Origin of the sequence: Aquabacterium sp. J223 (genome assembly GCF_024666615.1) — a bacterium.
Lineage (GTDB): Bacteria > Pseudomonadota > Gammaproteobacteria > Burkholderiales > Burkholderiaceae_C > J223.
In genome coordinates, this window is record NZ_CP088297.1 from 4,281,866 (window position 1) to 4,302,731 (window position 20,866).

The following is a 20,866-nucleotide window of genomic DNA, read 5'->3' on the forward strand; positions in this document are numbered from 1 at the left end:
CCGGGATGGGTGGCGTTGCGGTGGACCGGCGAGCGGCCTACCATTGTGATTCTTCAGCAAACTGAAGAATTTCCAGCCACTCCCACGAGCCGCCCATGCCGAGCAAGCGCCACGTCCTCACCCTTGTCACCGCCCTCGCCCTGCCGCTGCTCGCGCCTGCGGCCCTGGCCCAGGGCGAGCCGGTCAAGATCGGCCTCATCCTGCCGATGACCGGCCCGTTCGCCTCCACCGGGCGGCAGATCGAGGCCGCGGTCAAGCTGTACATGGCGCAGAACGGCACCACCGTCGCCGGCCGCAAGGTCGAGGTGATCCTGAAGGACGATGCGGGCACCCCCGACCAGACGCGCCGCCTGGCGCAGGAGCTGGTGGTCAACGACAAGGTGGCGGTGCTGGCCGGCTTCGGCATCACGCCGGCCGCCCTGGCGGTGGGGCCGGTGGCCACGCAGGCCAAGGTGCCGGCGGTGATCATGGCGGCGGCCACCTCCGGCATCGTCGCCGGCTCGCCCTACTTCGTGCGCACCAGCTACACGCTGCCGCAGACCTCGGTGACCATGGCCGAGTGGGCGAACAAGAACAACATGAAGAAGCTGGTGACCATGGTCTCCGACTACGGCCCCGGCATCGACGCCGAGAAGAGCTTCAAGGAGCGCGTGCTGCTCAACGGCGGGCAGGTGATCGGCGAGATCCGCATCCCGATGCGCAACCCCGACTTCGCCCCCTTCCTGCAGCGGGTGCGCGACCTGCAGCCGGACGCGGTGTTCGTCTTCATCCCCTCCGGCCCCGCGGCCAGCCTGATGAAGCAGTTCTCGGAGCGCGGGCTGGACAAGGCCAACATCAAGCTCATCGGCGACGGCGGCGTGACCGACGACGACACGCTGGGCGAGATGGGCGACGCGGCCCTCGGCACCGTCACCTCCTTCCACTACTCCGCCGCCCACGACAGCCCGTTGAACAAGAAGTTCGTCGAGGCCTTCCAGGCCCAGGCCAAGTTCCGGCCCAACTTCATGGCGGTGGGCGGCTACGACGGCATGCGCGTCATCTACAAGGCGCTGGAGTCGACCAAGGGCAAGACCGACGGCGACGCGCTGATCGCCGCCATGAAGGGCCAGACCTTCGAGAGCCCCCGCGGCCCGATCACGGTCGACGCGCAGACGCGCGACATCGTGCAGAACGTCTACATCCGCCGCGTCGAACGCAAGGGCGGCCAGCTGTGGAACACCGAGATCGAGACCTTTCCCAACGTCAAGGACCCACGGGCCAAGTGAGCCGTGTGAGCCAGGAGCCGTCACCATGAACGCCGTACTGCAGTCCGTCGCCCCCCCGCCGCGACCGCGCGCCAGCCCTTCCCGATGAACCGCTGGTGGGTGGCCGGCTTCTCCTGGGAGCTCAAGGACAAGCCGCTGGCCCGCACCTTCCTCGGCCGCGCGATGGTGCTGTTCCGCACGCCGGACGGCCGCGTCGGCGCGCTGGAGGACCGCTGCTGCCACAAGGAGCTGCCGCTGTCCTGCGGCGCGGTCGAGGACGCGGGCCTGCGATGCGGCTACCACGGCCTGCTGTTCGACACCGGCGGCCGCTGCATCGAGATCCCGGGCCAGGACCGCATCCCCGCGAAGGCCAAGGTGCGGTCCTACCCGCTGGTGGAGCGCGACAAGATCCTCTGGGTCTGGATCGGCGACACACCGGACGCGCAGCCGGCCGACCAGCCGCCCGCCTACCCGGTGCACAGCGACCCGCGCTACCAGTACGGCGGCGACAGCTTCCACTACGACGCGCCGTGGCAGCTCATCCACGACAACCTGCTCGACCTGAGCCACCTGGGCTACGTGCACACCAAGACCATCGGCGGCAACCCGACCGTGCACATGAACGCCAAGCTCACCGTCGACGGCCAGGGCGAGGTGGTGCGGGTGGTGCGGCTGATGCCCAACTCGGAACCGCCGCCCACCTACAGCGCGGCCTGGCCCTTCACGGGCCGCATCGACCGCTGGCAGGAGGTGGAGTTCCGCGTCTCGCACCTGCTCATCTGGACCGGCGCGATGGACGTGGGCACCGGCCGCTTCGACGATCCCGAGCGCGAGGGCTTCCACATGCGCGGCTTCCACGGCGTGACGCCGGAGACCGAGGGCAGCGCGCACTACTTCTGGACCATCGCCACCAACCCGCACCCCGACAAGGACAACGTGACGCAGCTGGTGGTCGACCAGACCGCGGCCACCTTCTACGAAGACAAGGACGTGATCGAGGCGCAGTGGCGCAACCAGCAGCGCTTCCCGGTGCGCGAGCAGATCGACATCCACGTCGACATCGGCCCGAACCGGGCGCGGCGCGTCATCGCCGGGTTGCTGAAGGCTTAGAAAAACGCATCGCACGCCGGCGCGTCTTGCGCCAGAATGACCTTTAACGGGATCCCGAAATGTCAAAGGTCTGTGGTTAACCCGTAGTTTCCCCTTCCGAGGGATCCATCCCGACTCAACCAGGAGACATCGATCATGAGTGCAGGCAACCGCGGCGTCGTCTACGTCGGCCCCGGCAAGGTGGAGGTCCAGTCCATCGACTACCCGAAGCTGGTGGACCCGCGCGGCCGCAAGGCCGAGCACGGCGTCATCCTGCGGGTGGTGTCGACCAACATCTGCGGCAGCGACCAGCACATGGTGCGCGGCCGCACCACCGCCCCGGCGGGCCTGGTGCTGGGTCACGAGATCACCGGCGAGGTGATCGAGGCCGGCCGCGACGTCGAGACGCTGAAGGTCGGCGACATCGTCAGCGTGCCCTTCAACGTGGCCTGCGGCCGCTGCCGCACCTGCAAGGAGCAGAACACCGGCGTGTGCCTGACGGTGAACCCGGCGCGTGCCGGCGGCGCCTACGGCTACGTCGACATGGGCGGCTGGATCGGCGGCCAGGCCGAGTACGTCATGGTGCCGTACGCCGACTTCAACCTGCTGAAGTTCCCCGACCGCGCCCAGGCGATGGAGAAGATCCGCGACCTGACCTGCCTGTCCGACATCCTGCCCACCGGCTTCCACGGCGCGGTCACGGCGGGCGTGGGGCCGGGCAGCACGGTGTACGTGGCCGGTGCCGGCCCGGTGGGCCTGGCGGCCGCCGCCTCGGCCAAGCTGCTGGGCGCGGCGGTGGTCATCATCGGCGACGTCAACCCGGTGCGCCTGGAGCATCCGAAGGCGCTGGGCTACCAGGTGGTGGACCTGTCGAAGGACGCCACGCTGGGCGAGCAGATCGCCCAGATCCTCGGCGTGCCGGAGGTCGACTGCGCGGTGGATGCGGTCGGCTTCGAGGCCCGCGGCCACGGCCACACCGGGGCCCAGCACGAGGCGCCGGCCACGGTGCTGAACTCGCTGATGGAAGTCACGCGCGAGGCCGGCAAGATCGGCATCCCCGGCCTGTACGTCACCGAGGACCCGGGCGCGGTGGACAACGCGGCCAAGAAGGGTTCCTTGAGCATCCGCTTCGGCCTCGGCTGGGCCAAGTCGCACAGCTTCTTCACCGGCCAGACGCCGGTGCTGAAGTACAACCGCGCGCTGATGCAGGCCATCCTGTGGGACCGCATCCAGATCGCCGACACGGTGGGCGTCGAGGTCATCACCCTCGACGACGCGCCCAAGGGCTATGAAGCCTTCGACCAGGGCGCGCCGAAGAAGTACGTCATCGACCCGCACCAGCTGGTGATGAAGAAGGCGGCCTGAGCGGTCCGCCGGCCAGCGAACGCCGCCCCTCGGGGCGGCGTTTTTCTTGGCGGCCTCAGGTCGGCGGTCGGCGGCGTCAAGCCCCGGCCTTGAGCCGGCGCCACAAGGTCGTCCGCCCGATGCCGAGGCGTTCACAGGCCCGTTGGCGGTTGCCGCCGCAGTCGGCCAGCACCTGCTCGATGCGACGCCGTTCGGCATCGCGGCCGATGCCGGCGATGCGGTGACCGTGGGAGACCGGCGTCGACTCGGCTTCCTCGGTGCCGAAGACCTCCGGTGCCAGCGAGCGCAGCAGCGACCCCGCCGTCGAGGGGTCGACCGGCTCGCCCGGGGCGCAGCTCACCAGGCGCTCGACCAGGTTCTCCAGCTCGCGCACGTTGCCCGGCCAGGTGTAGCCCGCGCCATGGCGTGCCAACGCCTGCACCAGGGACCGCGCCGGCCCGGGGTCCAGGCGCAGCCGCGCGGCCACGCGCTGCAGCAGGTGCTCGGCCAGCGCGGGCAGGTCCTGCGGCCGTTCGCGCAGCGCCGGCAACGGCAGCCGCAGGATGTTGAGCCGGTAGTACAGGTCACGGCGGAAGGCGCCGGCGTCGATGCGCCCGGCCAGGTCGCGGTGGGTGGCGGCGACGACGCGCACGTCCACCGGCGTCGCCTCGGTGGCGCCCAGGCGCAGCACCTCGCGCTCCTGCAGCACGCGCAGCAGCCGGGTCTGCAGCGGCACCGGCATCTCGCCGACCTCGTCGAGGAACAGCGTGCCGCCGTGCGCCGCCTCGAACAGCCCCGGCTTGCCGCCCTTGCGCGCGCCGGTGAAGGCGCCGTCCTCGTAGCCGAAGAGCTCGCTCTCCAGCAGGGGGTTCGGGCAGCGCGGCGCAGTTGACCGCGACGAACGGGCGCCTCGCCCGCCGGCTGGCCGCGTGCAGTCCCTGGGCGACCAGCTCCTTGCCGGTGCCGCTCTCGCCGACGATGAGCACGGTGGCGTCGCTGCGGGCGAACTGCTCCGCCCGTTCGATGGCACGGCGCATCGCCTCGCCGTCGCCGACCAGCGCGGCCAGCGTGTGGCGGGCCGTGCCCGCCTGTGGCCGACGGCCGCGCAGCGATCGCTCGACGCGGCGGATGGCGTCGGTGTCCTGGCAGGTCAGCACGGCGCCGGTCATGACACCCTGCTCCACGATGGGCAGCCGGCTGGCCACCAGCGTGGCACCGCCGAAGCGCTGGATCTCGTCCAGCTGTGGCCGCGCCTCTCGCAACGTGCGCGCCAGGCTCAGGTCCTGAGCCACCTCGCCGAGCCGGCGGCCGACCAGCTCGGACGCCTGGCGGCCCAGCAGCTGCGCCATGGCGGGGTTCAGCGTCTCGATGCGCTCCTGCAGGTCGACCGCCACCACGCCGTCCCGCAGCTGGGCGAGGATGGTGTTCAGCCGATCGCGCTTGGCCGCCTCCAGCCGGGCCGCGCGCGCGACCTCCACCGCATCGTCCAGCGCCTCGCGCACCGCGTCGTGCGAGTAGAGGAAGACCCCGTGCAGGCCGGCGGCCTCCGCCAGGTCGGTGACCAGGCCCGGTGCCACCACCACCTGCACGCCCAGGCCCTTGAGCTCGCGCACCACGTCCGCCGCCTCGGCCTCGGTGCGGTAGCGCCGCAACGCCACGCCGAGGCCGAACAGCGACTCGAACTGCGCCAGCTCCGGCGGCACATCGGCATGGGTGACCAGCCCGATGCGGTCGGACAGGCCGCGGGCGCGGGTGAGCGCCCGCAGCACGTCCAGCCCGCCGACGCGCACCTGCACCACCGGCAGGTCGACCCGCTGCCGCAGGTAGGCGCCGTTGGAGCCGGCCGCCACCAGCACGTCGATGCGATGCTCGCGCCGGCGCTGGGCGATCTCCGCCACCGCCTGGTCGTAGCCGCTTTCCAGCACCTCCACCTCGGCGCGGTCGCCATACTCCGGGGCCAGTTCGCGCAGCAGGCCCTTCAGCCGATGGAAGCCGACGGTGAGGATGCGAGGACGGCGGTCGGGGGAACGACATGGAACATCATTGAAACACGATCGTTCCATGCTTGAAACGTGGCTTCCACCGTGCCGGTGTGCCGCGAGCCCGCGCCACGAGGGAAACTGCCGTGGGCGGCGGCTGGCGAGCGCCGTGGCACACCCCTTGCGCCCCGACCGCCTTCCCGAGCCTCCAAGGAGCCGCCATGACTTCACCCGGCGCCGCGTTCCGCGCGGCCCTTGCCGCCGAATCCCCGCTGCAGATCGTCGGCGCGACCACCGCCCACCATGCGCTGCTGGCGCAGCGGGCCGGCTACCGCTGCGTCTACCTCTCCGGCGGCGGCGTGGCCGCCGGCTCGCTGGGGCTGCCCGACTTGGGCATCAACACCATGGACGACGTGCTGACCGACGTGCGCCGCATCACCGACGTCTGTCCGCTGCCGCTGATGGTGGACATCGACACCGGCTTCGGCCCCAGTGCCTTCAACATCGCCCGCACGGTGAAGAGCCTGATCAGGTTCGGCGCCGCCGCCTGCCACATCGAGGACCAGGTCGGCGCCAAGCGCTGCGGCCACCGGCCGGGCAAGGAGATCGTGCCCACCGACGAGATGGTGGACCGGGTCAAGGCCGCGGCGGACGCGAAGACCGACAAGGACTTCTTCCTCATCGCCCGCACCGACGCCATCGCCTCGCACGGCGTGGACGCCGCCATCGAACGCGCGGTGGCCTGTGTCGAGGCCGGCGCCGACGGCATCTTCGCCGAGGCCGCCTACGACCTCCCGACCTACCGCCGCTTCGTCGACGCGGTGCCGGTGCCGGTGCTGGCCAACATCACCGAGTTCGGCCAGACGCCGCTGTTCACGGTGCAGGAGCTGAAATCGGCCGGCGTCGGCATGGTGCTGTACCCGCTGTCGGCCTTCCGCGCGGCCAACAAGGCGGCCGAGAACGTCTACGAGGCCATCCGCCGCGACGGCACGCAGAAGCACGTGCTGGACAGCATGCAGACCCGCGCCGAGCTGTACGACCGCATCGGCTACCACGCCTTCGAGCAACACCTGGACGCGCTGTTCGCGGCCAAGAAGTCCTGAGGAGACACGATGAGCGAGACCACCTCCCAAGCGCCGGGCTTCAAGCCGAAGAAGTCGGTCGCCCTGTCCGGCACCGCCGCCGGCAACACCGCGCTGTGCACGGTCGGCCGCACCGGCAACGACCTGCACTACCGCGGCTACGACATCCTGGACGTGGCCACCGCCTGCGAGTTCGAGGAGATCGCCCACCTGCTGGTGCACGGCAAGCTGCCCACCGAGGCCGAACTGCGCGGCTACAAGGCCAAGCTGAAGATGCTGCGCGGCGTGCCGGCCGGCGTGAAGGCCGTGCTGGAGCAACTGCCGCCGTCGGCCCACCCGATGGACGTGATGCGCACCGCCGTCTCCGCGCTCGGCTGCCTGGCCCCCGAGAAGGACGACCACAACACCCCCGGCGCGCGCGACATCGCCGACAAGCTGATGGCCAGCCTCGGTTCGATGCTGCTGTACTGGTACCACTTCAGCCACAACGGCCGACGCATCGAGGTGGAGACCGACGACGACTCGATCGGCGGCCACTTCCTGCACCTGCTGCACGGCAAGCCGCCCGCCGAGCTGTGGGTGCGCAGCATGCACACCTCGCTCATCCTCTACGCCGAGCATGAGTTCAACGCCTCCACCTTCGCCGGCCGGGTGATCGCCGGCACCGGCAGCGACATGCACTCGGCCATCGCCGGCGCCATCGGCGCCTTGCGCGGGCCCAAGCACGGCGGCGCCAACGAGGTGGCCTTCGAGGTGCAGAAGCGCTACGACACGCCCGACGAAGCCGAGGCCGACATCCGCGCCCGCGTCGAGCGCAAGGAAGTGGTCATCGGCTTCGGCCACCCGGTCTACACCGTGAGCGACCCGCGCAACCAGGTGATCAAGGAAGTGGCCCGCGAGCTGTCCACCGCCGCCGGCAGCCTGAAGATGTTCGACATCGCCGAGCGGCTGGAAAGCGTCATGTGGGACATCAAGAAGATGTTTCCCAACCTCGACTGGTTCTCGGCCGTCAGCTACCACATGATGGGCGTGCCGACGGCGATGTTCACGCCGCTGTTCGTCATCAGCCGCACCAGCGGCTGGGCGGCGCACATCATCGAGCAGCGGCAGGACGGCAAGATCATCCGGCCGAGCGCGAACTACGTCGGGCCCGAGGACCTGGCCTTCGTGCCGCTGAAGGAACGGGCGTGAATTCGGCCTTCCGAAAGCGCCTGCCGGGCACCGAGCTCGACCACTTCGACGCGCGCGCCGCCGTCGAGGCGATCCGGCCCGGCGCCTACCACACCCTGCCCTACACCTCGCGCGTGCTGGCCGAGAACCTGGTCCGCCGCTGCGACCCGGCCATCCTCACCGAGTCGCTGAAGCAGCTCATCGAGCGCCGGCGCGACCGCGACTTCCCCTGGTTCCCGGCCCGCGTGGTCTGCCACGACATCCTGGGCCAGACGGCGCTGGTGGACCTGGCCGGCCTGCGCGACGCGATCGCGAAGGAAGGCGGCGACCCGGCGCAGGTGAACCCGGTGGTGCCGGTGCAGCTGATCGTCGACCACTCGCTGGCGGTGGAGTGCGGCGGCTTCGACCCCGACGCGTTCGCGAAGAACCGCGCCATCGAGGACCGCCGCAACGAGGACCGCTTCCACTTCATCGAGTGGACCAAGCTCGCGTTCAAGAACGTCGACGTGATCCCCGCGGGCAACGGGATCATGCACCAGATCAACCTGGAGAAGATGTCGCCGGTCGTGCACGCGCTCGACGGCGTCGCCTTCCCCGACACGCTGGTGGGCACCGACAGCCACACGCCGCACGTCGATGCGCTCGGCGTCGTCGCCGTGGGCGTCGGCGGGCTGGAGGCCGAGAGCGTGATGCTGGGCCGCGCCTCGTGGATGCGGCTGCCGGAGATCGTCGGCGTCGAGCTGACCGGCCAGCGCCAGCCGGGCATCACCGCCACCGACCTGGTGCTGGCGCTGACCGAGTTCCTGCGCAAGCAGAAGGTGGTGGGCGCCTACCTCGAGTTCTTCGGCGACGGCGCCGCCAAGCTCACGCTGGGCGACCGCGCCACCATCTCCAACATGGCGCCGGAGTACGGCGCCACCGCGGCGATGTTCAGCATCGACCAGCAGACGATCGACTACCTCCAGCTCACCGGCCGGCCGGAGGAGAACGTCCGGTTGGTCGAGGCCTATGCCAGGCACACCGGCCTGTGGTCGGACAGCCTGAAGCAGGCGCAGTACGACCGCACGCTGCGCTTCGACCTGTCGAGCGTGGTGCGCACCATGGCCGGCCCGTCGAACCCGCATGCCCGGGTCTCGACGACCGACCTCGCGGCCAAGGGCATCGCCAAGCCCTGGCAGGAGACCCCGGGCCGCATGCCCGACGGCGCGGTGATCATCGCCGCCATCACCAGCTGCACCAACACCAGCAACCCGCGCAACGTCATCGCCGCCGGCCTGCTGGCGCGCAACGCCAACCGGCGCGGCCTGCAGCGCAAGCCGTGGGTCAAGACCTCGCTGGCGCCGGGTTCGAAGGCGGTCGAGCTGTACCTGGACGAGGCGGGCCTGAAGACCGAGCTGGAGCGGCTCGGCTTCGGCATCGTCGCCTTCGCCTGCACCACCTGCAACGGCATGAGCGGCGCGCTGGACCCCGCCATCCAGCAGGAGATCGTGGACCGCGACCTCTACGCCACCGCGGTGCTGTCCGGCAACCGCAACTTCGACGGCCGCATCCACCCGTACGCCCAGCAGGCCTTCCTGGCCTCGCCGCCGCTGGTGGTCGCCTACGCCATCGCCGGCACCATCCGCTTCGACATCGAGCGCGACGCCTTCGGCACCGACGCCCAGGGCCACCCCATCACGCTGAAGGACCTGTGGCCCAGCGACGAGGAGATCGACGCCATCGTCGCCGCCAGCGTGAAGCCCGAGCAGTTCCGCCGCGTCTACATCCCGATGTTCGAGAAGAAGGCCGGCGCGGTGGAGGCGGTGAAGCCCCTGTACGACTGGCGGCCGCAGAGCACCTACATCCGCCGCCCGCCGTACTGGGACCGCGAAGGCCAGGGCGCGCTGGCCGCCAACCCGCGCACGCTCACCGGCATGCGGCCGCTGGCGGTGCTGGGCGACAACATCACCACCGACCACCTGTCGCCCTCCAACGCCATCCTGCCGGACAGCGCGGCCGGCGAGTACCTGGCCCGGATGGGCCTGCCGGAGGAGGACTTCAACTCCTACGCCACCCACCGCGGCGACCACCTCACCGCGCAGCGCGCCACCTTCGCCAACCCGACGCTGTTCAACGAGATGGCGGTGGTGGGGGGACAGGTGAAGCGGGGCTCGCTGACGCGCCTGGAACCCGAAGGGCAGGTGGTGCGCATGTGGGAGGCGATCGAGGCCTACATGGCGCGCCGCCAGCCGCTGATCGTCATCGCCGGCGCCGACTACGGCCAGGGCAGTTCGCGCGACTGGGCGGCCAAGGGCGTGCGGCTGGCGGGGGGTGGAGGCCATCGTGGCCGAGGGCTTCGAGCGCATCCACCGCACCAACCTGATCGGCATGGGCGTGCTGCCGCTGGAGTTCCAGCCCGGCACGACGCGGCTGACGCTCGCACTCGACGGCAGCGAGACCTACGACGTGGTCGGCGAGCGCACGCCACGGACGACGCTGACGCTGGTGGTCCACCGCCGCAACGGCGAACGCGTCGAGGTGCCGGTGACCTGCCGGCTCGACACCGCTGAAGAAGTGGCCATCTACGACGCCGGCGGCGTGCTGCAGCGCTTCGCACAGGACTTCCTGGCCGAACACAACCCCACTGCCCAGGCGGCCTGACATGCCCCACGCACCCCAAGTCAAAGTCCCCGCCGTCTACATGCGCGGCGGCACCAGCAAGGGCGTGTTCTTCCGCCTGCAGGACCTGCCCGAACGCTGCCGCGAGCCGGGCCCCGCGCGCGACGCCTTCCTCATGCGGGTGATCGGCAGCCCCGACCCCTACGGCAAGCAGATCGACGGCATGGGCGGCGCCACCTCCAGCACCAGCAAGGCGGTCATCGCCAGCCCGAGCACGCAGCCCGGCCACGACGTGGACTACCTGTTCGGTCAGGTCTCCATCGACCAGCCGTTCGTCGACTGGAGCGGCAACTGCGGCAACCTGTCGGCGGCCATCGGGCCGTTCGCCATCGCCGGCGGATTCGTGCCGGCCGAGCGCATCCCGCGCGACGGCCTGTGCACCGTGCGCGTCTGGCAGGCCAACATCGGCAAGACCATCGTCGCCCATGTGCCCATGCGCAACGGCGAGGTGCAGGAGACCGGCGACTTCGAGCTCGACGGCGTGACCTTCCCGGCCGCCGAGGTGCAGCTCGAGTTCATGGACCCGGCGGCCGAGGAAGACGGCGCCGGCGGTGCGATGTTCCCCACCGGGAACCTGGTCGACGACCTGGCGGTGCCCGGCGTCGGTACCTTCGCCGCGACGATGATCAACGCCGGCATCCCGACGATCTTCCTCAACGCCGGCGACCTGGGGTACACCGGGCGCGAGCTGCAGGACGCCCTCAACGGCGATGCGAAGGCGCTCGCCAGGCTGGAGACCATCCGGGCCCAGGGCGCCATCCGCATGGGCCTGATCCGCCAGCTCGACGAAGCGCTGAAGCGCCAGCACACGCCGAAGATCGCCTTCGTCGCCCCGCCCGCCGACTACGTGGCCTCCAGCGGCAAGCGCATCGCCGCCGGGGACGTCGACCTGCTCGTTCGCGCCCTGTCCATGGGCAAGCTGCACCACGCGATGATGGGCACCGCCGCGGTGGCCATCGCCGCGGCGGCGGCGGTGCCCGGCACGCTGGTCAACCGCGCGGCCGGCGGCGGCGAGCGCACGGTGGTGCGCTTCGGCCACCCGTCCGGCACCCTGCGCGTCGGCGCGGAAGCCCGGCAGGTGAACGGCGAGTGGACCGTGACCAAGGCCCTGATGAGCCGCAGCGCGCGGGTGCTGATGGAAGGCGTGGTGCGGGTGCCGGGCGACAGCGTCTGAGGCACCGGCGGTGAACGATGTCGCGGTCGGCGACCGCGCACCCGCGTTCACGGGGGCCGGCGGGTGCAGCCATTCGTTACATTAAATGAGCACACGTACAGCGCCCCAGCTCAGCCCATGACCCGCACCGCCTGCTTCCCGCGCCCGCTCCGGCGCCTCGCCGCCCTCGGCCTGCTGGCCCTGTCCGCCCAGGCCGGCGCGGTGCCGCTCACCGCGGAGCAGGTGTTCGAGCAGTTCAACCTGGTGGTGTTCGGCGACGTGCAATCGTCCAGCAACACCCATGGCCGCAGCTTCGTCGGCGGCAACGTGACCGGCGGCGACTACGTGCACCGGGCCCTGCCGGCCTCGCAGTACGCCGGGCTGACGGTGCTGGGCAACGCCACCCAGGCCAGCGTGCTGGGCAGCGGCCTGATGGTCAAGGGCAACACCAGCGGCGGCCAGGCCAACAACAACAACAACGACGGCGCGGTCGGCGCGGTGCTGGGCAACAGCACGAACACCAACTTCAACGTGCCGTCCTACGTGGCCGGGACCCGCACCGGCGGCCAGGCCAACGGCGGCCTGGTCGGCGCCGGCAACGCCAAGGTGCAGCAGTACGTCGACGCGATGAACGGCACCGACCTGCAGGCGGTGATGACGGCCGCCTCGGCCACCCTCGGCGCCCTCGGCGCGAACAGCAGCATCGTCACCCTCGGCAGCAAGGCCGTCTTCACCGCCGCGCCCGACGCCAGCGGCCGCGCGGTGTTCGAGATCGGCGACGACGCCGCCTTCTTCGCGTCCATCAACGAGTTCGAGTTCAACCTCGGCAGCGCCACCTCGGTGTTCATCAACAGCGACTTCGCCGGCGGCGCCATCAACGTCAACTTCCTCGGCGGCAGCGCGCAGGGCATCGCCACCAAGGTGATCTGGAACTTCACCGACGCCACCACCCTGTCGCTGGGCCGCGAATGGGGCGGCTCCATCCTCGCGCCCTTCGCCGCGGTGACCAACGCCAACAACATCGAAGGCACGCTCGTCGCCGCCAGCCTCACCCAGCGCGGGCAGCTGCACGTCTACAACTTCACCGGCGACCTGCCGGTGGCCGCCATCCCGGAGCCGTCGACCTATGCGCTGCTGGCGCTGGGCCTGGGCCTGGTCGGGCTGAACGCCCGGCGCCGCTGCCGGCGCTGACCCGGCCCCTCGTCGACCGCGGCGCCGCGGCCCTCGCCCGACGCGGCGCCGGCCTCGAGGCACGACAATCCGGTTGCCGTACACGGCCAGACCGCCGGTCGCACCCGAGGAGCCGCTTGCCCATGTTCGATCACAACGAGACCCTGGAACAGGCGCTGGCGCGCAACGTGCGCGACGCGCTGATGGAGGACATCGGCCGCGGCGACTGGACCGCGCAGCTGGTGCCCGCCGACCGGGGCGCCCATGGCCATGTGCTGGCCAAGGAAGGCGCCGTCATCGCCGGGCGTCCCTGGTTCGACGCCTGCCTGCTGGTGCTCGACGCCGACGTGCGCATCGACTGGGCGGTGGCCGAGGGCCAGGCCGTCGAGCCGGGCACGGTGCTCTGTCATCTCGAGGGCCGCGCCCGCGCACTGCTCAGCGCCGAGCGGGCCGCGCTCAACTTCCTGCAGACGCTGTCGGCGGTGGCCACCAGCACCCGGCGCTTCGCCGATGCCATCGCCGGCGTGTCGCCCAACCCCAAGGGCTGCGTGGTGCTGGACACCCGCAAGACCCTGCCCGGCCTGCGCCAGGCGCAGAAGTACGCGGTGCGGGTGGGCGGCGGCCACAACCACCGCATGGCGCTGTGGGACGGCATCCTCATCAAGGAGAACCACATCGCCACCGCCGGCGGCATCGCCGCGGCGCTGGCCGCCGCCCAGGCGCTGAACGCCGGCGTGACGGTGCAGATCGAGGTCGAGAGCCTGGACGAGCTGCGCCAGGCGCTGGACGCCGGCGCCACCAGCGTGCTGCTCGACGACTTCTCGCTGGCCGACATGCACGCCGCCTGGCGCCTGACCGCCGGCCGTGCGGTGCTGGAGGTGTCCGGTGGCGTCGACCTGGACGGCATCCGCGCCATCGCGGCCACCGGCGTCGACCGCATCTCCACCGGCAAGCTGACCAAGGACGTGCGCGCCGTCGACCTGTCGATGCGGCTGCAGGGCTGAGGCGCCGGTGCACGCCGACCCGCAGGCGCAATCGGTGCTGGAAAGCATCACCGATGCCTTCTTCGCGATCGACGGCGACTGGCGCTTCACCTACGTCAACCGGCAGGCCGAGGTGGTGCTCGGCCGCGGGCGCGACGAGCTGCTCGGACGGTCGCTGTGGGAGGCCTACCCCGGCCTCGTCGGCAGCCGCTTCGAGTCGGTCTACCGCCGCGTGGCGGCGGGCGGCGCCACCGAGACCGTCACCGACTTCTACCCCGACCACGACCGCTGGTACGAGGTGCACGTCTACCCCGCCGCGCCCGGCATCACCCTGTACTTCCGCGACGTCACCGAGCGCCTCAAGGCCGACCAGGCGGTGCGTGAACAGGGCGAGCGGCTGCACCAGGCGCTGCAGCTGCTCGAAGGGGTGACCGAGGGCACCGAGGACCTGATCGCCGCGCTCGACCCCGACCTGCGATACACCGTCTGCAACGCGGCCTACCGGCGCAATTTCATGCGCCTGTTCGGCCGCACCATCGACGTCGGCGACAGCATGGTCGAGGCGCTGGCCGCGCTGCCCGAGGACCAGGCGATGGCGGTGGCGCTGTTTTCGCGCGCGCTCGCCGGCGAGACGGTGCACGTGCAGTGCGAGTTCGGCGACACCGCCCATGCGCGCCGCCTCTTCGACCAGCGCTTCTACCCGCTGCGCGATGCCGACGGCCGCATCGTCGGCGCCGGCGAGGTGGCCGTCGACATCACCGACCAGGCGGCGGCCGAGCGCGCGCTGCGCGAAAGCGAGGCGCGCTTTCGCACCCTGGCCGACAACATGGACCAGCTGGCCTGGATGGCGGAGCCCGACGGCCGGCTGACCTGGGTGAACCAGCGCTGGAGCCAGTTCACCGGCCTGGACACCGAGGCGCTGCTCGACCCGGTGCAGCGGCGCAGCGTGGTGCACCCCGACCACCTGGCGCCGGTGCTGGCGCACTGGGCGGCGGCCCGCGAGCGCGGCGAGCCGTGGGAGCACACCTTCCCGATGCGACGCGCCGACGGCGTGGACCGCTGGTTCCTGTCGCGGGCGCTGCCCATCCGCGACGAGCACGGCGCCATCGTGCGCTGGTTCGGCACCCACACCGACGTCACGCGCGGCCGCGAGACCGAGGCCGCACTGCGCCAGGCCGACCACAGCAAGGACGAGTTCATGGCCATGCTGGCGCACGAGCTGCGCAACCCGCTGGCGCCGCTGCGCAACATGCTGGCCCTGCTCGAACGGCGGCAGGACGCCGAGCTGCTGCCCAAGGCGCTGGCGCTGATGGGCCGCCAGGTCGACCAGCTCGGCCGCCTGGTCGAGGACCTGCTCGACGGCGCGCGCATCAAGAGCGGCAAGATCGGCCTGAAGCGCGAGCGGCTGGACCTGACCGTGGTGCTGCTGGCGGCGGTCGAGACCAGCCGGCCGCTGTGGGAGCCGGCCGGCCACGAGCTGGCGCTGGCCCTGCCCGGCGAGCCGCTGTGGGTCGACGGCGACCGGCAGCGTCTGGAGCAGGTCTTCACCAACCTCGTCAACAACGCGGCCAAGTACACGCCGTCCGGCGGCCGGCTGCGGCTCGGCGCGCAGGTGACCGGCGACGCGCAGGTGCTCGTCACCGTGGCCGACAACGGCACCGGCATCCCGTCGGACATGCTGGACCAGGTGTTCACGCTGTTCTCGCAGGTCGACGGCCAGTCGCCGCGCGCGCAGGGCGGCCTGGGCATCGGCCTGGCCATCGTGCGCAGCCTGGTGCAGATGCACGGCGGCCGCGTCACCGCCCACAGCGACGGGCCGGGCCGGGGCAGCGAGTTCAGGGTCTGGCTGCCGCTGGACGGTGCGCCGGGCTGACCGGCACGCCGTCAGTCGATCGTCAGCGCCAGGCGCTCGATCAGCGGCTTCCAGCGCCGGGTGTCGTCGGCCACCGTCTGGGCGAACTCGGCGGGGGTGCTGCCGATGACCTCCATGTAGCTCTCGGCCAGCAGCTTGCGGGTGTCGGCGGTGTTCAGCGCGGCCAGGACCTCCTGGCGCACGCGGGCGGCCACGTCGGCCGGCAGCCCGCCCGGCGCGACGATGCCCAGCCAGTTCGAGCCATCGACCTCGCCATGGCCCAGCTCCTTCAGTGTCGGCACGTTGGGCAGCAGCGACGAGCGCTTGTCGCCGGCGATGGCCAGCAGCGTCACCCGGCCCGACTGGGCGAAGCTCATCGAGCCGGCGGCGGGCAGGAAGGCGAAGTCGACGTCGCCGCGGGTGAGCGCGACCATGGTCGGCGCCGCGCCGTTGTAGACCACGTTCTCGACCTTGGTGCCCACGGCGCTGGCCAGCGCCTCGGCCAGCAGCCGGCCGAGCGAGGCGGCGCCGGTGGAGGCGCTGTTGTACTTGCCCGGGTTCTTGCGCATCAGCGCCGCGAACTCGGCGAAGTTGTTCACCTCCAGGTGCTTGCCCACCACCAGCACCGTGGGCTGCAGCACGGCGTTGGTCACCAGCTGCAGGTCGCGGCGCACGTCGAAGGGCATCTTCTTCATCATCACCGTGTTGGTGGTCAGCGGCGCCGGGAAGGCGATGCCCAGCGTGGCGCCGTCGGACGGCGACTTGGCCACCGCGTCCATGCCCAGGTTGCCGCTGGCGCCGCCCCTGTTCTCGACGACGAAGGTCTGCCCGGTGCGCTGCTGCAGCGACGCCGCCAGCAGCCGGGCGAAGATGTCCGGCGACGAGCCGGGGCCGCTGGGCACCACCAGCTTCACCGGCCGGGTCGGCCAGTCGGCCGCCTGGGCGAACGCGGTGGTGGCCAGCAGCAGGACGCCGGCGAGCAGGGAGCGAAGGTTCACGTTGTCTCCTGGTGGTCTTCTCGGTGTCGTGCGTCGGGCGGGCGCCGGGCTCAGCCGGCGGCCGCCTCGCGGGCGATCATCGCGGCCAGCACGCGGCGGATGCGGATGGCGCCGGCATCGGCGGCCAGCAGCACCGGCTTCATCGCCAGCAGGTCGGTCTGCGCGCCCATGCTGCGCTGCTGCGCCTCGATCATCGGTGCGTCCTCGCCGTGGAAGGCGGTCTGCTGCCACTGACGCACGGCGGCGTCGGTGGCCGCGTCGCCGACCTTGTAGTTGCGCACCTGGCAGTAGAAGTAGTGGGTGGAGGTGCCGGTCTCCGGCGTGAAAAGGTGGGTGCCGATGCCGGCGAGCCCCTCCTCGCGCGGACGGCCGGCGGGCGTGACGCCGGCGTCCAGCCGCACGCAGCCCGGCGCGTTCCAGGTGATCTCGGTCCAGCGGTCGACCACCTCGTCGCCGCCGCGGTCCCAGTAGCGGGCGTACATCGGCGGGATGCGGATGGCCGGGTACCAGAAGCGGCTGCGCACCGTGTCGCCGTCCTGCTGCACCGCGTGCTCGCCGCGCGGCGACTCGGCGCCCATGTTGCTGCGGTGCAGGACATGGGTGTGGCTGAGGTCGGCCAGGTTGTCGACCAGCAGCTCGTAGTGCGCCTGCACCTGCTTGTAGCCCGGCACCTTGGCCCAGCCCGGTTCGTCCAGGTAGCCGAAGTCGGGCACCGCGGTGGTCGCGGCCCGGGCGGGCTCGCCCATCCACAGCCACAGCAGCCCGTGGCGCTCGACCACCGGGTAGGTCTTCACGCGCGCGGCGGCCGGCAGGTGGCCGTCGAAGGGGTTGGCCACGCAACGGCCGTCGGGGTCGAACTGCAGGCCGTGGTAGCCGCACTCGATGCGGTCCCCGAGCTTGCGGCCGCGGTGCAGCGGCACGAAGCGGTGCGGGCAGCGGTCGGCCAAGGCCACCGGCGTGCCGGCGTCGTTGCGGTACAGCAGCACCGGCTCGTCGAGGATGCGGCGGGTGAAGAGCCCGTCGCCGACCTCGTCGGCCCAGGCCGCGGCGTACCAGGCGTTGCGAAGGAAGGCCAAGCGGTTGTCTCCTGTGGTCCTGCCGACCGGCGTCAGCGGTCGTCTTGGGTGCGCAGCCGGGGGAACAGCGCCAGCGCATGGCGCCGGGCGATGCCGGTGGCGGCGGGATCGCTGGCCGCGGCGGCCTGCACCGCCTCGCCGGTCATCTGCAGCACGGTCTCCGGGCAGTACGGCCAGTCGCTGCCGAACAGCACCCGGTCGGCCGGCGCCACTTGGCGCAGCGCGGCCAGCACGGCCGGCCCGGCGGCCTGCGCGGTGTCGAACCAGAAGCGGCCGATCTCCTCCAGGATGCCGGCGCCGGTCTCGGCGGCGAAGCGGGCGTCGATGGCCGGCGCCAGCGACAGCCGCCAGGCCAGGTAGGGCAAGGTGCCGCCGGCATGGGCCAGGATGAAGCGGATGCGCGCGAAGCGCCGTGTGGCGCCGGAGAAGATCAGGCGGGTGACGCCGCGCGTGGTGTCGAACGGGAACTCGGTGAGGAAGGCCGGCAGCGGCGTGTCCAGCGCCCGGCTCGACGGGTGGAAGTTGGGGTGGACGAAGACCACCGCCGCGCGCGCGTCCAGCTCGCGCAGCACCGGGTCGAACGACGGGTCGCCGAGGAAACGTTCGCCGTAGCTGGCAAGCAGGCAGACGCCGTCGAGCTTCAGCACGTCCAGCGCATGGGCGACCTCGGCGCAGGCGCCGTCGACGTCGGGCAGCGGCAGCGTGGCGAAGGCGCCGAAGCGCGCCGGGTGCTGCGCGATGGCCTCGGCCGCCTCCTCGTTGCACCGCCGGGCCAGCGCGCGGGCGGCGGCGTCGTCGCCGAAGTGCACGCCGGGCTGCGAGATGGAGGTGATGGCGGTGGCGATGCCGTGGCGGTCCATCACCGCCAGCGCGCCCGGCACCGACCAGTCGGGGAAGCCGCTGGCGATGGTGGCGCCGCGGCCGGCGCGCAGCGCCGCCGCCTTGAACGCCGGCGGCACCGCGTGGAAATGGACGTCGATCTTCATGGGTCTGGTTCGGTCGGGGCGACGGCCTCGGCCGGCACCGCCACCGAGCGTAGGCAGCGGCCCCCGCGGCGTCGAGACGGCGCGCCTTATGGGCCGGCTAAGGAGCGCTTATGCCACCATCGCCGGATGCAGAACATCGACCTGCACACGCTGAAGGTGTTCGACGAGATCGTGCGCACCGGCAGCCTGTCGCGCACGGCGGAACGGCTGGGCCTCAGCCAGCCGGCCATCAGCATCTCGCTGGCCAAGCTGCGGCGCAGCTTCGACGACGCGCTGTTCGTGCGGGTGGGCCATGCCATGAAGCCGACGCCGCAGGCCGAGGCGATGGTCGACAGCGTGCGCGCCGCCATCCGCGCCATCGAGCACACGCTCACCAGCCGGCTGGACTTCGAGCCGGCGACCACCCGGCGCACCTTCCGCCTGGCGATGACCGACGTCGGCCAGATCGTGCTGCTGCCGCGCCTGCTCGGCGCGCTGGGGCGGCAGGCGCCGAGCGCCGACCTGGAGATCGTCAACCTGACGCTGCAGACCCCAGACCTGCTGGAAGCCGGCGAGGTGGACCTGGCGATCGGCTTCCTGCCCGAGCTGCCGGCGGGCTTCTTCCAGCAGGCGCTCTTCGACGAGCGGTTCGCCTGCCTGGTGCGCACCGGGCACCCGCGCGTCCGCGGCGCGCCGACGCTGGACCAGCTGCGCGCCGAAGCCCATGTGGCCGTGGTCACCGCGGGCAGCGCCCACACCTCGATGGACCGGGCGCTTGATTCGCTGGGCGTCGAACGCCGGGTGGCGGTGCGCATCCCGAACTTCCTCGGGCTGCCGACGGTCATCGGCGGGTCCGACCACGTCTGCCTGCTGCCCGGGCGTGCCGCCGCCATCATGGCCGAGCAGCCGGCGGTGACCGCCTGGCCCCTGCCCTTCGAACTGCCGGGCTACGTGGTCAAGCAGCACTGGCACCGTCGCCAGATGGCCGACCCGGCCCACCGCTGGCTGCGCCAGCTGGTGGGCGAGCTGTTCCTGGCGGAAGTCCGCGCGCCGGCCGAAGCGCTGGGCCGCGGCGCGGTCAGCGACGCGCCGCCGCGGGCCGCGAGCCGCTGAACAGCTGCTCCGTCACCAGCCGTCGGAAGAAGCGCTGCGCCGGCTCGTCCTCGTGGCGGCGGCTCCAGTGCAGGCTCACGGCGAAGTCGCCCATCGGCAGCCGCGGCTCGACGATGGCGAAGCCGCCGTGCTGCGCGATGCCGCGCGCCACCTCGTCGGGGATGAGCAGGCCGAGGTCGCTGTCGCGCACCACCGCCGGCAGCGCCAGGAAGTGCGACGCCACCAGCCGCAGCCGCGGCCCCAGCCCCAGCTGCTGCAGGATGCGCAGCGTCTCCGAATGCGAGCGCACCGCCGCGAACTCCAGCGGGGCCAGGTCCGACAGCGCCGGCCGCGCCCGGCGCCGCCGGGCCAGCGCGTGACCCTCGCGCAGCAGCACCACGTAGCGGTCGTGCAGCAGCAGCGCACGGCGGGTGTCCCTCACGCCGGGCAGGAAACCGAAGGCGAAGTCGAGTTCGCCGTCGTCCAGCGCGGCGGCGATGCGGGCCTGCGGCAGCGCCTGGCATTCCAGCCGCACGGCGGGCGCGTGGCGGTGCAGCGCCGCCATCAGCGACGGCAGGAAGCGGGCCTCGCCGATGTCGCTCAGGTGCACGCGGAAGGTCCGGCCCGAGCGCTGCGGGTCGAAGGCTTCGCCGTCGCCCAGCGCCTGCGCCATCAGCGCCAGCGCCGCCGCCACGGTGGGCGCCATGCGGTGCGCGCGCGCCGAGGGCTGCATGCCGCCGGCCGCCCGCGCGAACAGCGGGTCGCCCACCCGCAGCCGCAGCCGGGTCAGCGCCTGGCTGGCGGCCGGCTGCGTCATGCCCAGCTGCTCCGCCGCACGGCCGACGTGCCGGGTCTGGTAGACCGCGTCGAACAGCCGCAGCAGGTTGAGGTCCAGCCGGCGCACGGCGTCGCCGGCCTCGTCGTGCATCGTCATGCGGCGCGCTTATTCCGCTTAGTCGGCTCATCTTATTGCCTGATGACGCGGCACTTCCCATACTGGCCGGTCCGCCC

General features: G+C 71.8%; 15 protein-coding genes and 2 pseudogenes. 11 read left to right on the plus strand and 6 right to left on the minus strand.

Going from position 1 to position 20,866, the window contains the following annotated elements:
* Positions 1 to 95: 95 nt before the first annotated feature.
* The 3 genes from LRS07_RS20115 to fdhA all read left to right on the plus strand — a co-directional run bounded on the left by LRS07_RS20115 (position 96) and on the right by fdhA (position 3,698).
* Positions 96 to 1,265 (plus strand): ABC transporter substrate-binding protein, encoded by a 1,170-nt coding sequence (locus LRS07_RS20115; protein WP_260499694.1) that lies wholly within the window; start codon positions 96 to 98, stop codon positions 1,263 to 1,265.
* A gap of 84 nt (positions 1,266 to 1,349) precedes the next feature.
* Complete coding sequence (locus LRS07_RS20120; RefSeq protein WP_260499695.1) at positions 1,350 to 2,354, plus strand: Rieske 2Fe-2S domain-containing protein; 1,005 nt, start codon at positions 1,350 to 1,352, stop codon at positions 2,352 to 2,354.
* A gap of 135 nt (positions 2,355 to 2,489) precedes the next feature.
* Positions 2,490 to 3,698: a formaldehyde dehydrogenase, glutathione-independent gene (fdhA, locus tag LRS07_RS20125; RefSeq protein ID WP_260499696.1), complete on the plus strand. Its 1,209-nt coding sequence runs from the start codon at positions 2,490 to 2,492 to the stop codon at positions 3,696 to 3,698.
* A 76-nt stretch (positions 3,699 to 3,774) separates the two neighbouring features.
* On the opposite strand, the gene LRS07_RS22110 is transcribed toward fdhA, so the two are convergent.
* Positions 3,775 to 4,707, minus strand: coding sequence for a sigma 54-interacting transcriptional regulator (locus LRS07_RS22110; protein ID WP_312028331.1), 933 nt, complete (start codon positions 4,705 to 4,707; stop codon positions 3,775 to 3,777).
* Positions 4,607 to 5,740: pseudogene (locus LRS07_RS22115) on the minus strand (PrpR N-terminal domain-containing protein); the annotation flags it as partial. The pseudogene LRS07_RS22115 and the gene LRS07_RS22110, both read right to left, overlap by 101 nt.
* A 137-nt stretch (positions 5,741 to 5,877) precedes the next feature.
* On the opposite strand from LRS07_RS22115, the gene prpB reads away from it, so the two are divergent.
* From prpB to LRS07_RS20165, 7 genes and pseudogenes are all read left to right on the plus strand, one after another.
* On the plus strand, positions 5,878 to 6,759 hold the full coding sequence (gene prpB, locus LRS07_RS20135) for a methylisocitrate lyase (RefSeq protein ID WP_260499697.1): 882 nt from the start codon (positions 5,878 to 5,880) through the stop codon (positions 6,757 to 6,759).
* 9 nt (positions 6,760 to 6,768) lie between these two features.
* Positions 6,769 to 7,929 (plus strand): bifunctional 2-methylcitrate synthase/citrate synthase, encoded by a 1,161-nt coding sequence (prpC, locus tag LRS07_RS20140; RefSeq protein WP_260499698.1) that lies wholly within the window; start codon positions 6,769 to 6,771, stop codon positions 7,927 to 7,929.
* A pseudogene (gene acnD / locus LRS07_RS20145) lies at positions 7,926 to 10,548 on the plus strand (Fe/S-dependent 2-methylisocitrate dehydratase AcnD). The gene prpC and the pseudogene acnD overlap by 4 nt, the downstream one beginning before the upstream one ends.
* Position 10,549: 1 nt before the next feature.
* On the plus strand, positions 10,550 to 11,740 hold the full coding sequence (prpF, locus tag LRS07_RS20150) for a 2-methylaconitate cis-trans isomerase PrpF (protein ID WP_260499699.1): 1,191 nt from the start codon (positions 10,550 to 10,552) through the stop codon (positions 11,738 to 11,740).
* A gap of 117 nt (positions 11,741 to 11,857) precedes the next feature.
* The gene (locus LRS07_RS20155) at positions 11,858 to 12,910 is read left to right on the plus strand and encodes a choice-of-anchor A family protein (RefSeq protein WP_260499700.1); all 1,053 of its coding nucleotides are present in this window, start codon (positions 11,858 to 11,860) and stop codon (positions 12,908 to 12,910) included.
* Between the two features lie 122 nt (positions 12,911 to 13,032).
* Positions 13,033 to 13,893 carry a carboxylating nicotinate-nucleotide diphosphorylase gene (gene nadC, locus LRS07_RS20160; protein ID WP_260499701.1) on the plus strand — a complete coding sequence of 287 codons (861 nt, stop codon included), beginning with the start codon at positions 13,033 to 13,035 and terminating at the stop codon, positions 13,891 to 13,893.
* A 7-nt stretch (positions 13,894 to 13,900) separates the two neighbouring features.
* Positions 13,901 to 15,745 carry a sensor histidine kinase gene (locus LRS07_RS20165; RefSeq protein WP_260499702.1) on the plus strand — a complete coding sequence of 615 codons (1,845 nt, stop codon included), beginning with the start codon at positions 13,901 to 13,903 and terminating at the stop codon, positions 15,743 to 15,745.
* An 11-nt stretch (positions 15,746 to 15,756) separates the two neighbouring features.
* On the opposite strand, the gene LRS07_RS20170 is transcribed toward LRS07_RS20165, so the two are convergent.
* From LRS07_RS20170 to LRS07_RS20180, 3 genes are read right to left on the minus strand one after another with little or no spacing between them, the layout of a single operon-like run.
* On the minus strand, positions 15,757 to 16,722 hold the full coding sequence (locus tag LRS07_RS20170) for a Bug family tripartite tricarboxylate transporter substrate binding protein (protein WP_260499703.1): 966 nt from the start codon (positions 16,720 to 16,722) through the stop codon (positions 15,757 to 15,759).
* Positions 16,723 to 16,772: 50 nt separating this feature from the next.
* The gene (locus LRS07_RS20175) at positions 16,773 to 17,798 is read right to left on the minus strand and encodes an aromatic ring-hydroxylating dioxygenase subunit alpha (RefSeq protein WP_260499704.1); all 1,026 of its coding nucleotides are present in this window, start codon (positions 17,796 to 17,798) and stop codon (positions 16,773 to 16,775) included.
* Between the two features lie 32 nt (positions 17,799 to 17,830).
* Entirely contained in the window at positions 17,831 to 18,784 is a 954-nt protein-coding gene (locus tag LRS07_RS20180) for an amidohydrolase family protein (RefSeq protein WP_260499705.1), read from the minus strand.
* Positions 18,785 to 18,910: 126 nt separating this feature from the next.
* Between LRS07_RS20180 and LRS07_RS20185 the strand changes: the two genes are divergently transcribed.
* Positions 18,911 to 19,876, plus strand: coding sequence for a LysR family transcriptional regulator (locus tag LRS07_RS20185; protein ID WP_260499706.1), 966 nt, complete (start codon positions 18,911 to 18,913; stop codon positions 19,874 to 19,876).
* Here the strand turns inward: LRS07_RS20185 and LRS07_RS20190 are convergent.
* Positions 19,842 to 20,789 (minus strand): LysR substrate-binding domain-containing protein, encoded by a 948-nt coding sequence (locus LRS07_RS20190; protein WP_260499707.1) that lies wholly within the window; start codon positions 20,787 to 20,789, stop codon positions 19,842 to 19,844. The two genes, LRS07_RS20185 and LRS07_RS20190, sit on opposite strands and share 35 nt — an antisense overlap.
* Positions 20,790 to 20,866 lie beyond the last annotated feature (77 nt).

Coding starts and splice junctions, on each gene's coding strand:
- LRS07_RS20115 (WP_260499694.1), top strand. CDS start 96: ATGCCGAGCAAGCGCCACGTCCTCACCCTTGTCACCGCCCTCGCCCTG.
- LRS07_RS20120 (WP_260499695.1), top strand. CDS start 1,350: ATGAACCGCTGGTGGGTGGCCGGCTTCTCCTGGGAGCTCAAGGACAAG.
- fdhA (WP_260499696.1), top strand. CDS start 2,490: ATGAGTGCAGGCAACCGCGGCGTCGTCTACGTCGGCCCCGGCAAGGTG.
- prpB (WP_260499697.1), top strand. CDS start 5,878: ATGACTTCACCCGGCGCCGCGTTCCGCGCGGCCCTTGCCGCCGAATCC.
- prpC (WP_260499698.1), top strand. CDS start 6,769: ATGAGCGAGACCACCTCCCAAGCGCCGGGCTTCAAGCCGAAGAAGTCG.
- prpF (WP_260499699.1), top strand. CDS start 10,550: ATGCCCCACGCACCCCAAGTCAAAGTCCCCGCCGTCTACATGCGCGGC.
- LRS07_RS20155 (WP_260499700.1), top strand. CDS start 11,858: ATGACCCGCACCGCCTGCTTCCCGCGCCCGCTCCGGCGCCTCGCCGCC.
- nadC (WP_260499701.1), top strand. CDS start 13,033: ATGTTCGATCACAACGAGACCCTGGAACAGGCGCTGGCGCGCAACGTG.
- LRS07_RS20180 (WP_260499705.1), bottom strand. CDS start 18,784: ATGAAGATCGACGTCCATTTCCACGCGGTGCCGCCGGCGTTCAAGGCG.
- LRS07_RS20185 (WP_260499706.1), top strand. CDS start 18,911: ATGCAGAACATCGACCTGCACACGCTGAAGGTGTTCGACGAGATCGTG.
- LRS07_RS20190 (WP_260499707.1), bottom strand. CDS start 20,789: ATGACGATGCACGACGAGGCCGGCGACGCCGTGCGCCGGCTGGACCTC.